Raw genomic sequence first — 15941 nt, forward strand, 5'->3', positions numbered from 1 at the left:
TAAATACAGTTGTGCCCCACACCTTTCGATGCGGGGCACAACCAGTAAGTAAATCTACAACTTACGTTCTAGAACTACTCGATCACCTTGGTGACACGGCCTGAGCCGACGGTGTGGCCGCCTTCACGAACTGCGAAGGTCAGGCCCTCTTCCATCGCGACGGGCTGAATCAGCTCGACGGAGAAGGTGGCGTGATCGCCAGGCTGAACCATCTCGACGCCTTCCGGCAGCGTGATGACGCCGGTGACGTCGGTGGTGCGGAAGTAGAACTGCGGACGGTAGTTGGAGAAGAACGGCGAGTGACGGCCGCCCTCATCCTTCGTCAAGACGTAGACTTCGCCCTCGAACTTGTGGTGCGGGGTCACGGTGCCGGGCTTGGCCACGACCTGGCCGCGCTCGACGTCGTCACGGTTGATGCCGCGGAGCAGCAGACCGGTGTTGTCGCCAGCCTCGGCCTCGTCCATCTGCTTGTGGAAGGTCTCGATGGAGGTGACGGTGGTGGTCTGGGTCGGACGAATGCCGACGATCTCTGCCGGGGCGTTGACCGGGATGCGGCCACGCTCGACACGGCCGGTCACCACGGTGCCACGGCCGGAGATGGTGAAGACGTCCTCGATAGGCATCAGGAACGGCTTGTCGAGATCGTGGACAGGAGTCGGGATGTAATCGTCGACTGCGTCCATGAGGTCCTTGACCGTCTGAACCCACTTGTCGTGATCCGGAGCGTCATCGTGCAGAGCACCATAGGCGGAGGTGCGGATGACCGGACAGTCACGATCGAAGCCGTTTTCTTCGAGGAGGTCGCGGACCTCTTCTTCGACGAGCTCGATGAGCTCTTCGTCGTCAACCATATCGCACTTGTTGAGCGCGACGAGAATCTTCGGCACGCCTACCTGACGAGCGAGCAGAACGTGCTCGCGGGTCTGAGCCATCGGGCCATCAGTGGCGGCGACGACGAGGATCGCGCCATCCATCTGAGCGGCGCCGGTGATCATGTTCTTCACGAAATCGGCGTGGCCGGGGCAATCCACGTGAGCATAGTGGCGCTTGGCCGTCTGATACTCGATGTGGGCGATGTTGATGGTGATACCACGCTGCTTCTCTTCAGGAGCCGCGTCGATCTGATCGAAGTCATACTCCGGGTTGAGATCGGGGTACTCTTCGTGCAGCACCTTCGAGATGGCCGCGGTCAGGGTCGTCTTACCGTGATCAACGTGGCCAATGGTGCCAATGTTAACGTGCGGCTTGGTCCGCTCGTACTTTTCCTTTTCTGCCATTACTTGTCCTCCTGGACGTTTCGTAGTTAATCCCGAGCTTTTCGGCATCGAGATACTCGCTACAGTTTACTGGGTTTCTGGGTTACCTGCCACAAAGTGCCCGAACCCAGTCAGCGCTAGAAAATTTTAGCGCCGACTGGAGACAGACACGCCTTGGGCGAAGTATTTTATTCGCCGCGCTGGGCCTTGATGATCTCCTCGGAGACCGCCTTCGGCACCTCTGCATACGAATCCATCTGCATGGTGAACATCGCACGGCCCTGCGTCTTGGAACGCAAATCGCCGATGTAGCCGAACATCTCACTTAAGGGGACCTTCGCCTCGATGACCTTGACGCCGGTGGCGTCCTTCATCTCCTGGATGTTGCCACGACGGGAGTTGATGTCGCCCATCACGTCGCCCATGTACTCCTCAGGCGTACGCACCTCGACGGCCATGATCGGCTCGAGGATGACGGGCTTGGCCTTCGGGGCCGCGGTCTTGAACGCCATGGAACCGGCGATCTTGAACGCGAGCTCGGAGGAATCGACATCGTGAATCTGGCCGTCGGTGACGGTCGCCTTGACGCCGACCACCGGGAACCCGGCGAGCACACCGGACTCCATGGCTTCCTGCACACCAGCATCGATCGAAGGAATGAATTCCTTGGTGATGTGGCCGCCGGTGACCTCGTTGACGAACTCGTAGTCCTTGCCCTCGGCGGGGTCGATCGGCTCGAAGTTCATCAAGACCTTTGCGAACTGGCCGGAACCACCCGTCTGCTTCTTGTGGGTGTATTCCTGGTTCATGACGGCCTTGCGGATGGTCTCGCGGTAGGCGACCTGCGGGTTGCCCACGTTGCACTCCACCTTGAACTCGCGACGCATACGGTCGACGATGATGTCAAGCTGGAGTTCGCCCATGCCGGAAATCAGCGTCTGGCCGCTTTCCTCATCGGTCTTGACCTGGAAGGTCGGATCCTCGTCGGCGAGCTTCGCCAGCGCGATCGACATCTTCTCCTGGTCGGCCTTGGTCTTCGGCTCCACGGCGACCTCGATCACCGGGTCCGGGAAGGTCATGGACTCGAGGGAAATAGGAGCGTTGTCGGCGCACAGCGTGTCGCCGGTGGAGACGTTCTTGAGACCTACGAGCGTGTAGATGTTGCCGGCTTCTGCGGCGTCGACGGGGTTCTCCTTGTCGGCGTGCATCTGGAAGATCTTGCCGACGCGTTCCTTCTTGTCTTTCGTGGAATCGAGCACGGTGTCGCCGGGCTTGATGGAGCCGGAGTAGACGCGCACGAACACGAGCTTGCCATAGAAGGGGTGGGTCGAGATCTTGAAGACCAGCGCGGCGAACGGATCGTCCATCGTGGGCTTGCGGTCGATCTCCTGGGACTCGTCACCGGGCTTGAAGCCGACGATGGCAGGGACGTCCTCAGGGCTCGGCAGGTAGTCGACCACTGCGTCGAGCAGCGGCTGAATGCCCTTGTCCTTGAAGGCGGAACCACAGAGGACCGGGTAGGCCTTGCGCTCGATGGTAAGCTTGCGGATGCCTGCACGGATCTCCTCGTCGCTCATCTCGCCGGACTCGAGGTACTTCTCCATCAGGTCGTCATCGGACTCGGCCACCTGGTCGAGAAGTTCCGAACGATACTGCTCGGCCTTGTCCTTGAGGTCATCGGGGATGTCGACGGTGTCGTAGTGGGCACCCAGATCGGTGGTGACGTCCTTCCAGACGTACGCCTTCATACGGATCAGGTCGACCATGCCGACAAAGTCGTTCTCGGCGCCGATCGGCAGCTGGACGACCAGCGGGGTGGCTCCGAGCTTCTTCTTGATGGTGTCGACGGAGTAGTAGAAATCGGCTCCGAGCTTATCCATCTTGTTGATGAAGCAGATGCGCGGCACGCCGTACTTGTCGGCCTGACGCCACACGGTCTCGCTCTGGGGCTCTACGCCTTCCTTGCCATCGAAGACGGCGACGGCGCCATCGAGCACGCGAAGCGAACGCTCCACCTCGGCCGTGAAGTCCACGTGGCCGGGGGTGTCGATGATGTTGATCTGGAACTTCTTGTCGGCGTCATGGGTCTGACGGTTCCAGAAGCAGGTGGTCGCAGCAGACTGAATGGTGATGCCGCGTTCCTTTTCCTGGGCCATGAAGTCCATGGTCGAGGCGCCTTCGTGCGTCTCGCCGATCTTGTAGTTCTTACCGGTGTAATACAGAATACGTTCTGTACATGTTGTCTTACCGGCATCGATGTGAGCCATGATGCCGATGTTGCGGACCTCATTGAGGTCGCTGAGCACATCAAGTGCCATAGATTTTCCTTACCTAACTCGTCTCTTCGATTACCAGCGATAGTGGGCGAAGGCCTTGTTGGCCTCGGCCATCTTGTGCGTATCCTCGCGGCGCTTCACGGAAGCACCGAGACCGTTGGAGGCGTCGAGAATCTCGTTGGCGAGGCGCTCGGCCATGGTCTTCTCGCGGCGCTTGCGGGAGAAATCGGTCAGCCAGCGAAGCGAAAGGGCGTTCGCGCGGTTGGGCTTGACCTCGACCGGGACCTGATAGGTCGCGCCGCCGACACGGCGGGAACGAACCTCGAGGGACGGACGGATGTTGTCGAGCGCGCGCTTCAGCACGGCGACGGGTTCCTGTTCGGTCTTCTCCTTGACCATGTCAAGTGCGGAGTAGACGATGTCTTCGGCGATCGACTTCTTGCCGTCGAGCAGGATCTTGTTGATGAGCTGAGCGACCACGGTGGAGCCGTAGATCGGATCAGGGAGCAGCTGATGCTTCTTGGATGGTCCTTTACGTGACATATCTCTTACTTCGCCTTCTTTGCGCCGTACAGGGAACGTCCCTGCTTGCGGTCCTTGACACCCTGGGTATCGAGCGCGCCGCGCACGATGTGGTAACGCACACCAGGAAGATCCTTCACACGGCCACCGCGGACGAGCACGATGGAGTGCTCCTGCAGATTGTGGCCCTCGCCCGGAATGTAGGCGGTAACTTCGATGCCGGAGCTCAGGCGCACACGGGCGACCTTACGCAACGCGGAATTCGGCTTCTTCGGTGTAGTGGTATACACACGGGTGCACACGCCGCGACGCAGCGGGCTGCCCTTCAAGGCCAAAGTCTTGGATTTCTTTGACTTTGCCTTACGTCCTTTACGGACAAGTTGTTCTATAGTAGGCAACTTCAGTTCTCCGATTCGTTAATCATTGTTTCTTGCGGAGCCGCCTCGCTGCAGCCCCAACCGACGAATCGAATGAGACAGCCACAGTCCACCGGCCCGATGGCCCTTCGCTCTCCTGCCGCCGCATTGCTGCGCGCATTCCAACAAGTTCCGGGATATCCCAATGCCCACGCCTGTTACATAAGGCATGCCATTGGCACACACAGAGAGTAACTATAACACACTACTTCCGACATTCATAGACAACGGGCACGCCGCATTCCCAAGATGCCGGCGGCAGACAACAGTTTCGCCAAACGCCGACCTTGCGATACCATGAATATCCAAGTACCGGGTCGACAAGCCCGATGCCCCGTCTTCTACGAAAGGAACAGGTATGGCCACAGTGCTGGTTCATGTCATTCATACTTCCTGCGAGACATGGTCGGTCGACGTCGATGACGAACAACTCGCCATCGCCCAGGAGCAGGGCGAGGAAGGCCAATGCCTGTTGGAGCAGGACAATAGAGAGGTCGTCGATGTCGATGACGAAAATTTCGAAATCGATTACGTCGACACCATCAATTGGGATAAGTCGTATACCGACATCAACGACGATATCGACAACGAGGACCCCGCCGACGACGAGGATATCGACGAAAACGGAGACAAAGGATGACAGACACTTGCGAGCAGACCGTCATAGGATTGCACCGCTCGTTTGACGCGGGGATAACGCGTCCCCTCGCTTGGCGTCGGGAACAACTCGAGCGCATGAAACGCATGATGACAGCGCATAGGAAGGACATCGAACTGGCGGTGTACCTCGATCTGGGCAAGCCCGCAGCCGAGACCGCACTGATGGAAATCAAACTGGTGCTTGACGAAATAAGGTTTGTCGAGCCTCGTATCGAACGCTGGAGCAGACGTCACCACGTGGCCATGCCGTGGCTCATGCAGCCGGCGAGAAGCTGGACGATAGCCGAACCCAAAGGCGTGGTCCTGGTGATTTCGCCATGGAACTACCCGCTGATGCTGAGCCTGGAGCCGATGGTCGACGCCATCGCGGCCGGCAACTGCGTATGTCTCAAACCATCCGAACTGTCCCCCAATACTAGCGCATTGCTTGGGCGGCTGATCGGCGAATACCTTGACCCGCGGGCCTTTGCGGTCGTTCAAGGAGCGGTGCCTGAAACGACCGAATTGCTCAAGCAATCGTTCGACCATATTTTCTATACCGGAGGCGGCAGGGTCGGTTCGATCGTCATGGAGGCCGCGGCCAAGCACCTTACGCCGGTGACGCTGGAGTTGGGCGGAAAATCCCCCGTATTCGTGGATGCAAACGCCGATCTTGACGTCGCGGCCGGGCGCATTGCCTGGGGACGTTTCACCAACGCCGGGCAGACCTGCGTGGCACCGGATTACGTTTTGACCACGCCGGAACTTGTCGAGCCATTGGCGCGAAAAATCGAGGAGTTCACCAGAAAATTCTTCGGCGACGACCCTGCCCAATCCCAATGTTTCGGACGTATCGTCAATACCAAACAATTCGACAGGCTCGCCAAACTGCTGCCGGCCGATGGCAAGACATTCAGCGGCGGCGAGACCGATCGTGAACACTTGTACATCGCACCGACCGTACTCACCGACGTTCGGCCGGACGACCCGGTGATGCAAGAGGAGATCTTCGGTCCGATTCTGCCGATTCTTCCTGTACAAGACACCCAGGAAGCCGTGGCCTTCATCAACAGGCGTCCGAAACCGCTTGCCTTGTATGTATTTTCCCGCTCCAAGACCACCCGTCTGCTCTTCGAACGCCATACCAGTTCCGGGGCGCTCGGCTTCAACCTCCCGCTTGGCCACCTGCTCTCCAGCCGCCTGCCGTTCGGCGGTGTCGGCGCCTCCGGTATGGGTTCATACCACGGCAAAGCCGGCTTCCTGGAATTCAGCCACGTCAGGACCGTGACCAGCAAACCCACGTTCCCCGATACGCTGCGTCTCGCCTATCCTCCATATGGAGCCATAAGCCGTAGGCTGACCCGGCTGTGAACGGGTAAACGCACCGACCCGACCTCTTACACCTGCAGCCAGAATTCCCAAGCCGCACGTCGTCGGCACAGTACGGGTTGCGTGTGCAATCGTTACTGATCGTTGCTGGAACGGATGAAGCCCCGAAACTGAAAATCCCCGGAACCTTGCAATTCCGGGGATTGATGGGGTGGCCAACGCGGTTCGAACGCGCGACCTTCTGAACCACAATCAGATGCTCTACCTGCTGAGCTATGGCCACCATCGAAGTGTGAAGCCGACCGGTTCAACGAACCGAATCAACATCCGCACAACAGATAAGAACTATACATGATTCTCAAGACCTTGCGCAACCGGCGCGTCGCGAAATCCCGTCAGTCCTCGTCAACCCTTCAGTTCTGCAGGTCTCGTCACCAACCAATATCCACATTCGGGGCCTTCTCCCCTGCCCTCACGGCGAACGGGAGCGTATTGCGCTTCGAGGGGATCGGGCAGGTGCAGTAGGCGGAGAACGCGCAGGGATAGTTGTAGGCATAGTTGAAATCGAGCACGTCCAGCTCGTCAAGGCTTAGCTCGTCAAGCCGCAGCACACGGCCGATTCCGTAGGTTTCTTTGCCGTTGGTCGAATCTTTGAAGAAGATGCTCGCATGGCCGAAAACGTTCGAGACGACCAACGAGTAGTCCTCACTTTCGTATTGGAATTCAACGAAACCGAGCAGCGGATATGACTGCAGCACCGTTTTCACCACTGAATCGTGGATGTCGAACTCGTCGGGTTCGGCCCGGCGGAAAACGGCCGGAATTCGCCATTTCAGGTCGAGAGGAAACGTGTCGATGTCACCGAAATTCTGTCGGGCCAAAGTATGCGGGTCTTTGACACGAATCCAGAAACGGTGCGTGGATTGGTCGACCAGATCGGTCTGGGAATTGACTTCGATGCGCTTGTCGCCGTAGTTGAGATACGCGAGCGCCTGTTCGCCGAATGCGCTCGGGGCAAACGAAATCGGGGCTTCGAGCACCGTTCGCCCATTGGTTACCGCACGAGGTCCACCCTCGTCTTTGTCATCGACAGCCTGCGACCGTGCTTCCTTGGACTGCGGATAATAGGTCAGCACATCATTTTCGGCACGCCATGCGCCCGGGATGCCGTCAATCGTCTTCGTCGAACCGTTGGCGACCCATGTGATGGATGCAGGCGCAAGATAGCCGTGCGGCGCTTTGAGCTCCTCCAGCCGCTGCTCGTGCCACATCTCCCACTGCTGGACATAAGGCTCGGCTGCGAGCGCCGGGAGCGTGGAAACGCCCTTGGGAAGCGTGTCTTGCGCAGACGAGAGACCGAAACCCTGTTTCGAGTTGGCAAACAGTCGGTTTATCGAACCTGAGACGCTCGCTTTTCCCGTTGCTTGGTCATTCGTGTCGGTTTTATTCGATTCACTCATTTCATTATCTCCATTGCAGATTTTATGTTGGGTTGGTTTATCGACCGTTCAGGCGACTCGCCCTCAGAAGCTTCGCCGCCGACGACGAATCCTCCGGGGAATCCGTGTAGCCTCAGTATCTGAACATCGGGATATTGTGATCCTTGACAAGCTGCTTGGCGACGGTCTGGGTATGGTAGGCCTCCACAATCTTGCGGAATGTCTTATTATCCTTGTCGCTCGTGTTGGCCACGATGATGTTGACGTATGGCTTGAAGCTGGCATCGCCGGGCTTGAGTTTGGGCGCATAAATGGCATCCTCGGGCTTCTTTCCGGCGTCGACGATGAAGTTCGTATTGGTGATGCCACCGGCGTAATCGGGCAGCAGGTTAATGATCGAGGCCGGATCGTTCAGCTCGATGTCGATGCCGCTGGGATTGGAGGCGATGTCGTCGGTCGTCGGATCGGCCTTGGTGTTGTCTTTGAGCTTGATCAGCCCCGCGGAATCGAGGACTTTGAGCGAGCGGCCAAGATTGGTGGTGTTGTTGGGAATGGCCACTTTGTCGCCGGATTTGAAGTCCTTGACGCTTTTGTATTTCTGCGAATAGAGGTTGAGCGGGGATATGTAGGTCTCACCGATCGGGGTAAACTTGTAGCCTTTCTCCTTCTCCTCCTGATGCAGGAACGCATAATGCTGGAAAGCCGTGATATCCAGTTCGTGGTTAGCGAGCGCCTGGTTGGCGTAGATGCCGTCCTGGAAGGTCTTGTATTTGAGTTTGATGTTGGCGTGCTCCTCATCAAGCCGCGCCTGTACCTCCTTCCATTCGGCGTCGTCGGAATTGCCGACAAGCCCTACGGTGACGGTCTGCTCCTTGCCGGCCTTGCCGTTGCGGTAGATGTTGATACCGACGATGACCAGCACCACCGCAAGTATCACTGCTAGTAGTGCGAAAAGCTGATGCTTGGCTCTGGTTTGTTTCTTGGTAGCCATAAAAGCCTCTTTCAAAATATTTTCATGCTGACGGACCGCGCTTTGCAGGACAGGTCGCCGTCAAATATTCGATATGTTGGGAAAAAGTTGGAATAGTCGTTGGAAGCAGGTTCAAACGTTCGTCAATGTTCGGTGATCTCGACGAGCAGTCGGCCGATGAGCTCGACCAGGCCCACCAGAAGTACCAGGACGATGATGGTGGCGATGGTGACATCCATCATGTATCGCTGGTAGCCGTAGCGGATGGCGAAATCGCCAAGTCCCCCACCGCCGACCACGCCGACTACTGCGGTCATATCGATCAGGCTGACCAAGGTGATCACGCTGACACGGATGATCGAAGGTATCGCCTCGCGCAGGTAAACACGCCAGATGATCTCAGGCAGGCCCATGCCCATCGCCTGCGCCGCCTCGATCAGACCCGAATCGATGCCGGCCAAAGCTGACTGGATCTGGCGGGCGAAGAACGGGGTGATGCCAATGACAAGCGGAAACAGTGCTCCTTTCGTACCGATGGCCGTGCCCATGATGAAGCGCGTGATCGGTACCAGCGAGGCCGCAAGAATGATGAACGGAATCGAGCGGAAGAGGTTGATCAGTTTGTCGATGACGTTGAAAACACCTCGGTTGGGATGAAGGCCGCCAGGTTTCGTCACGGTGACGACGACGCCAAGCAAGATAGCCAGGACGAAGGAGATCAGGCCCGCCACTGCTACCATGATGATCGTCTGCACAAACGAATCGAAGAATTCGGGTAGGCGGCTCATCACGTTCGGAAACCAAAGATTCAGAATGTCAAGCACGATCGATCACCTCGATGCCGATATTGCGTTCGTTGAGATAGGCGAGCGCTGCGGTTATCTTGTCGGAGTCCCCTTTGAGCATGACCACCAACCCGCCGAGCGGGGCGTTCTCCACGATGTCGATATCGGCGAAAATGATGTTGACGTCGATTGAGAATTCACGCGAAATATGGGAGACCAGGGCCTCGGATACCTCCTTGGCGATGTAGTTCATGCGCAGGAGCACCTGACCGGGCTGCGGTTCGACGAGCGGCGAATGGTCGTCAAGCAGCTCGTGGACCTTGTCCAGGTTCGAGGTCGTGGCGACGAACGCTTTGGTCAGTGCGGCTTTGGGGGCTGCGAAGATGTCGAACACATCGCCTTTCTCGACGATGGTGCCATGATCGATGACGGCGACCTTGTTGCAGATCTGCTTGATCACAGACATCTGGTGGGTGATGACGACGACGGTCAGTCCGAGAGTATCGTGCAGGGCAAGCAGCAGGGCGAGAATCGATTTGGTCGTGGTCGGATCAAGTGCGCTGGTCGCCTCGTCGCTCAGCAATATTCTGGGCTTATTGACCAAAGCCCTCGCGATGGCGACACGCTGCTGCTGGCCGCCGGAGAGCTCGCTCGGATAGGCATCGGCCTTTTCGCTCAGGCCGACCAGATCCAAAAGCTCGGAAACGCGAGCCTGACGGGTTTTCCTGTCGACCTTGCCACGAAAAGCAAGTTCGACATTGGCGGCAACGCTGCGCGACGGCATCAGATTGAAAGATTGAAAGATCATGCCGATGTCGCTTCTCAAGGCGCGCAAGTCCTTGGGTTTCAACTCGGCGACTTCCTGGCCGTTGACTGCGAGCGAACCACCATCGTAGTGTTCCAGCCCGTTGATACATCGCACGAGTGTCGATTTGCCGGCACCGGACAAGCCTATAATGCCGTAGATATCACCTTTGCCGACATCCAGGTCGACATCGCTGAGCGCGATTTTTTCACCGTCGTCACTGGGATATTTCTTTGTCAGATTGCGTATTGTAATGATTGATGACATTGGGCCCCTCCTCCCTCTGTTGTTCGGCGATATGCCAAACAGGCATTACCGTTGTGATCAGTAAGCCAGTTCGAGCACGGCACGCACGTCGGCCTCGCTCAAGGGAACATAATTACCGACAGGCTTCGTGTTGGACTTTGTCAAACGCTCGGCGACCGTATTGATGGCATCCCTCGGTATGCCAAGTTCATGCAGGCTGGTTTTCAGGCCCAACATCTTAAAGTGGCGTTCAAGCGTATCTGCCAGAATGCCAGCGCACTCCTGTTCCGTGTTGTCATAAGGGTCGGCGTCAAGTGCCCTAACCGCCATCTGCGCGTAACGCTGCGGGCTGCGGCGCGCGACGTAACGGATGATGGAAGGCAGGATCGCGGCGATCCCCTCGCCGTGTATCACGTCGAATTCTCCGCCGATCTCATGCTCGATGCGGTGGGTCGTCCAATCGTTTTCTGAACCTGTGGCCAGGTAGCAATGGTTGAACATCAGCGTCGAAAGCCAGTGCAGCTCGGTTCGCGTCGTGAGGTCATCGGGATCGGCAGCAAAACGCCTGCCCTGCACCAGAGCGGCACGGAACCCGCCTTCCAGAATCCGATCGGCCGATTCGAGATGGTCGCGCAGCGTGAAATACGGCTCCAGGAATCCTACGGCAAGGTCGGCCACGGCCGCCGCTTGATAACGATAAGGCGCCGTACGCGAATACTCGGGGTTCACGATGGAGAACTTCGGAATGATAAGTCTGGTCTCCAACGCCTCCTTGTCCTCGCCTTGCTGGAGGACGGCGCAATCGGAGACTTCCGAACCACTGCCGGGAATCGTCGAAATCACGCCAACCGGCAACGTTTCCTTCGGTTCGGCGGTTCCATCGAACAGATCCCATACATCACCGCCGTAAGGCACGCCGACGCCAACCGCCTTGGCCGTGTCCATTGAGCTTGCACCGCCCGCCGCGAGGACGAAATCGACCTTCTCCTTGCGGGCCAGGCCGATCAGGTCACGCACGAGTCCGATACGAGGATTCGGCACGACGTCCCCGTTTTCGACCAGCCGCGCGCCAATCGCCTGCGCGGCATCGACAACTCGGTCGCGGATACCGAGGTCGAAGACGTAATCACCGCTGTAAACCAGCATGACGGAAGTCGCATGGTATTGGCCCAAAAGACGTTGGAGCTGCTGCTCGGCCCCCACACCGAACACGAGCTCATTGGGAGTGCAATAGGTGAAAACCATGACCTGCCCTATCTTTCTTTCCTTTTCCGTCCGTCCGCGGTCTCAAGACCTGTGTCCTCAACACACACGGCGAACAACCTCATGAATCCGCCGCATGCATGGAATCCAGCGACGTTAGCAACCGAGTGTAACGACCTACGTTCAGCGCTCGCAAGCCGAACGATATACGCAGAATCGATAGTCGTTTATCAATCGACGCGGCCGCAGGTAAGAAAGCGTTCATTGGGGATTATTGTTTTTTCTGTTATATGAATTTTTATCACTATATGGACATACGAGGCTTTGAGTCTTTTGCCTGGACTGTGTGATTCATCACAAAAACATTGTGTTCTTCGTTACAAAACGCCGAATTCCGGTAAACCGCGAAACAGGAGCGGGCCATAATGAAACCACGAACTTTCATCCTGGGATCAAACAGACAGACAAAGAACACAAGAGGGAACCATGGGCAAATTATCCGAACTGAAAACAACCATTTCCGAAGTCGAAGAGACCGCCGACGAGACCAAGCCGCTCTTCCCCGGCCGCGCGTTCATCTCGACGGTGCTCGACGCGCTCGACAGCAAGGAGACGATGACCGGCAAGATGATCGGCCGCTACATCCAGCGCGCCGCTATGGCCGGCATCCTCGTGGGCGTGTTCTTCGCGGCCTTCTGGGTGATCATGGGCGCGACCTCCAAAGCCGATCCGGGACTGGCCGTGGCCGGCAAGGTGATCGCGGGCATCACCTTCGGCTGGGCCCTCGTGCTCATCTACTACACCAACTCCGAGCTGCTGACCTCGAACATGATGGTCGTCAGCATCGGCGCCTACCACAAGCGCATCGGCTGGGGCGAATCGTTGAAGCTGCTGGGCCTGTGCCTGCTGGGCAACCTGCTGGGCGCGCTGATCGTGGCCATCATCCTGCGCTTCTCCACCATCATCTCCGGCTCGTCGTTCGACGCGATGCTCGCCGCCGCAACCACCAAGCTCAACTACCTGAACTCCGGGTTCGGCGTGGCCGACCTCTTCGTGCGCGCGATCTTCTGCAACTTCTGCATCAACATCGCCATGCTCATGGTCTACAACGGCAAACTCACCAATGACTTCACCAAGTGCACCATCATGGTGGTGGCGGTCTTCGTCTTCACCTTCTGCGGTTTCGAGCACTCCGTGGCCGACTCCGCGATGTTCCTCATCTTGGGAATGCACGGCGTGATCAACGCGGGCAAGGCGATTCTGGTAATCATCGTGGCCATCCTCGGCAACATCGTGGGCGGCGGCATCCTCATCGGTCTGAACTTCGCGACGATGAACGACGAACGCGGCATCACCGCCGAAAGCGGCAAGTAAGCCACAAACCGCTGTTCGTCGCCCTGTCCACAATACAACGAGGGCATAGTCACAGGTCGGATTATGGTTAAACCATATTCACTGACTGCAACATTGGAGCGACATGCTGAATTTTGTCAACGATTACTGCGAAGGCGCCCATCCCGCGATTTTGAAGCGGATGGAAGAGACCAACATGGAGCAGCTGCCCGGCTACGGCTCGGACAAGTACTGCGACTCCGCCAAGCAGAAGATCCGCGAGGCCTGTGGCTGCCCGGACGCCGACGTGTGGCTCTTGGTCGGCGGCACGCAGACCAACCAGACCGTCATCGACACCATCACCCCCGCATACGCCGGCGTCGTCGCCGCAAGCAACGGACACGTCAACGTCCACGAGGCCGGGGCCATCGAGTCCACCGGCCACAAAGTGCTGACCCTCCCGAGCCACGAGGGCAAGATCGACGCGGAGGACCTCGAGCAGTATTGCAAGGACTTCTACGCCGACGGCAACTACACCCACATGGTCTTCCCCGGCTGCGTCTACGTCTCGCACCCCAGCGAGTACGGCACGATGTACACCAAGGACGAGCTTGAAGCCATCGCCGAGGTCGCGCACCGCTACGACATGCCGCTCTTTCTCGACGGCGCGCGCCTGGGCTACGGGCTGACGGCGGAAGGCACCGACCTGACGCTCGAGGACATCGCGCGCATCACCGACGTCTTCTACATCGGCGGCACCAAGGTCGGCGCCCTCTTCGGCGAGGCGGTCGTCTTCACCAAGCACAACACGCCCAGGCACTTCCTCACGTTGATCAAACAGCACGGGGCGCTGCTGGCCAAGGGCTGGCTGCTCGGCCTGCAGTTCGACACGCTGTTCACCGACGGGCTTTACACGAAGATCGCTCGCAACGCCAACGAGAAGGCCGACCAGATCCGCGAGGCGCTGAAGGCCAAGGGCTATCAGCTCGCCTACGAGAACCCGACCAACCAGGTCTTCGTGGTGATGGACCAGCCGACGATCGAGCGGCTGGGCGCCGAGGTCAATATGGACTTCCTCGAGAAATATGACGACACGCATTCGGTGATGCGTTTCTGCACCAGTTGGGCGACCACGCAGGAGCACACCGACCAGCTCATCGCACTGCTGTAGCGCCGCCGTTCCTATGGCTCGTGATTTCCATTGCGTCTTTGCCCGGATTGCAGAGATAATCACACTTATGCCTCTACTTTCGTGATTATCTCTGTAGCCCGACCTCATGTGCAGAGATAATCACACTTTCTGGGCCATTTTCGTGATTATCTCTGTAATCCAGCTACGAATGCAGAGATAATCACATTCTGCGGCAGCATCACGATTGCAGCAACGACAATCACCGTCGTCCCGGCACTGCAGGCTGCCGCGTCTTCTGCGCATCGGCGATGGCCTCGCGCTCCATGGTGACGAACCAGTGGACGCTCTGCGGCAACGCATATTTTTCGCGTGCTTCCTGCGCGTATTTCGGCCCCCACTCGGCCAGCTCCTGCGGATGTTCGATCCACCAGTCGATGCGGCGGGCGAGCGCCTTGGCGTTGCGGGCCGGAAACACCGAGGAGTCCGTCAGCGCGAACTGGCTGGCCGCAGAAAGCGGCGAATCGGCGATGACCGGCACCAGGCCGGAGGCGATGCCCTCGAGCACACTCAACGATTCAATGTCGACGATCGAGGGATGGACGAGCAGATCGGCTGTGCGCAACAGGTTCGGCATATCATCGTTAGGATGGAAGCCGATATGCGCTTTTCGCGGCAACAAACGTTTGGCAAGCCGGCGAAGATGGCGCTGCAACGGACCGGTGCCACAGATGGTCAGGTCGATCTGCGAGGCGTGCCGGCTCAACGCCACGGCACGGATCAGCGTCTCATGGTCTTTTTCGTGGGTGAGTCTGCCGGAAGCGACAATACGAAACGCACACTGCAAACTGCGAGCATTTTGAACCGATGTTCCGACTCCATCGCGTTCGTTGGTTTCATCTAGCGTGCCATCGCCGCCTTTGATCAAGCAATCATTCAAAGGTTCAGCGAAACCCCCTAATCCCTTTCCCTGATTATCGGACTTGGTATCTGCTGAGTGGAAACGGCTTGAATACCCGTTGGAGATGACATGGAGCCGCGCCCGATAGCCATGGGCCCGCAGCTGCCGGGCGATCATGTCGCTGGGCGTGTGGATATGGCCGATATGACGGTAGAGCCAGAAGTCGAACAACCAGTAAATCAGCGACGGGACACCGGGGATATAGCGCAATGGACCGGCGGAATACGTGACGTTTTCAGGCTGTAAGTGAAAGCCGGCGGTTACGGGAATTTCCATGGATTGGGCGACAGCCAGCGCATGCCTTCCAAACTTGAACGGCATATAGATATGTACTACATCAGCGTCTTCGAAAGCCTTTCGAAAAACCGCAGCATCGGGCTCCGCGAACTGCATCTGCTGTTTGGCCGCAAGCCACGAGACGAACGGCAAGTGGTGGACTTCGACAGGATAATCCGGCGCGCCGACGCCAACTAAACGAACGTGATGACCTTGATTCTCAAGTTCCCGAGCATACTGCAACGCCGAATTCGAGGTGCCGTTGCCGCGGTTGCCCACAGAGTCAACGACCAATGCGATGGTCAGTGGTTTGTCGACATCGGTAGCGGAGTTTTGGGAATCGGGCATAGTTCAATC

The 15941-nt window shown here is 57.9% G+C and carries 14 protein-coding genes and 1 tRNA gene; 4 read left to right on the forward strand and 11 right to left on the reverse strand.

Annotated elements, in window-relative coordinates:
- Positions 1–74: 74 nt before the first annotated feature.
- From tuf to rpsL, 4 genes are all read right to left on the reverse strand, one after another.
- Entirely contained in the window at positions 75–1277 is a 1203-nt protein-coding gene (gene tuf, locus OZX75_RS03810; protein WP_277147052.1) for an elongation factor Tu, read from the reverse strand.
- 167 nt (positions 1278–1444) lie between these two features.
- On the reverse strand, positions 1445–3574 hold the full coding sequence (gene fusA, locus OZX75_RS03815) for an elongation factor G (protein ID WP_277147054.1): 2130 nt from the start codon (positions 3572–3574) through the stop codon (positions 1445–1447).
- Between the two features lie 30 nt (positions 3575–3604).
- Positions 3605–4075, reverse strand: a complete 471-nt coding sequence (gene rpsG / locus OZX75_RS03820) for a 30S ribosomal protein S7 (RefSeq protein WP_277147056.1) — start codon at positions 4073–4075, stop codon at positions 3605–3607.
- Between the two features lie 5 nt (positions 4076–4080).
- Positions 4081–4452: a 30S ribosomal protein S12 gene (rpsL, locus tag OZX75_RS03825; RefSeq protein WP_277141808.1), complete on the reverse strand. Its 372-nt coding sequence runs from the start codon at positions 4450–4452 to the stop codon at positions 4081–4083.
- A 376-nt stretch (positions 4453–4828) separates the two neighbouring features.
- On the opposite strand from rpsL, the gene OZX75_RS03830 reads away from it, so the two are divergent.
- A complete protein-coding gene (locus tag OZX75_RS03830; RefSeq protein ID WP_277147059.1) occupies positions 4829–5110 on the forward strand; it encodes a hypothetical protein in 282 nt (93 codons plus the stop codon).
- Positions 5107–6480, forward strand: a complete 1374-nt coding sequence (locus OZX75_RS03835) for an aldehyde dehydrogenase family protein (RefSeq protein WP_277147061.1) — start codon at positions 5107–5109, stop codon at positions 6478–6480. The genes OZX75_RS03830 and OZX75_RS03835 overlap by 4 nt, the downstream gene beginning before the upstream one ends.
- 165 nt (positions 6481–6645) lie before the next feature.
- On the opposite strand, the gene OZX75_RS03840 is transcribed toward OZX75_RS03835, so the two are convergent.
- The 6 genes from OZX75_RS03840 to OZX75_RS03865 all read right to left on the reverse strand — a co-directional run bounded on the left by OZX75_RS03840 (position 6646) and on the right by OZX75_RS03865 (position 11928).
- Positions 6646–6721: transfer RNA gene (locus OZX75_RS03840), tRNA-His, on the reverse strand.
- A gap of 148 nt (positions 6722–6869) precedes the next feature.
- Positions 6870–7898, reverse strand: a complete 1029-nt coding sequence (locus OZX75_RS03845) for a DUF1684 domain-containing protein (RefSeq protein WP_277147063.1) — start codon at positions 7896–7898, stop codon at positions 6870–6872.
- 112 nt (positions 7899–8010) lie between these two features.
- Entirely contained in the window at positions 8011–8868 is an 858-nt protein-coding gene (locus tag OZX75_RS03850) for a MetQ/NlpA family ABC transporter substrate-binding protein (protein WP_277147065.1), read from the reverse strand.
- A 122-nt stretch (positions 8869–8990) separates the two neighbouring features.
- Complete coding sequence (locus tag OZX75_RS03855; protein ID WP_277147067.1) at positions 8991–9587, reverse strand: methionine ABC transporter permease; 597 nt, start codon at positions 9585–9587, stop codon at positions 8991–8993.
- Positions 9588–9663: 76 nt separating this feature from the next.
- Complete coding sequence (locus tag OZX75_RS03860) at positions 9664–10704, reverse strand: methionine ABC transporter ATP-binding protein (protein WP_277147069.1); 1041 nt, start codon at positions 10702–10704, stop codon at positions 9664–9666.
- Between the two features lie 57 nt (positions 10705–10761).
- Positions 10762–11928 carry an iron-containing alcohol dehydrogenase gene (locus OZX75_RS03865; RefSeq protein ID WP_277147071.1) on the reverse strand — a complete coding sequence of 389 codons (1167 nt, stop codon included), beginning with the start codon at positions 11926–11928 and terminating at the stop codon, positions 10762–10764.
- Positions 11929–12372: 444 nt separating this feature from the next.
- Between OZX75_RS03865 and OZX75_RS03870 the strand changes: the two genes are divergently transcribed.
- Positions 12373–13260 (forward strand): formate/nitrite transporter family protein, encoded by an 888-nt coding sequence (locus OZX75_RS03870; RefSeq protein WP_277147073.1) that lies wholly within the window; start codon positions 12373–12375, stop codon positions 13258–13260.
- A 103-nt stretch (positions 13261–13363) separates the two neighbouring features.
- Positions 13364–14389, forward strand: coding sequence for a threonine aldolase family protein (locus OZX75_RS03875; protein WP_277147075.1), 1026 nt, complete (start codon positions 13364–13366; stop codon positions 14387–14389).
- A 220-nt stretch (positions 14390–14609) separates the two neighbouring features.
- Here the strand turns inward: OZX75_RS03875 and OZX75_RS03880 are convergent, their stop codons facing one another.
- Positions 14610–15932, reverse strand: coding sequence for a glycosyltransferase (locus OZX75_RS03880; protein WP_277147077.1), 1323 nt, complete (start codon positions 15930–15932; stop codon positions 14610–14612).
- Positions 15933–15941 lie beyond the last annotated feature (9 nt).

Origin of the sequence: Bifidobacterium sp. ESL0800 (assembly GCF_029395355.1) — a bacterium.
Taxonomy (GTDB): Bacteria; Actinomycetota; Actinomycetes; order Actinomycetales; family Bifidobacteriaceae; genus Bifidobacterium.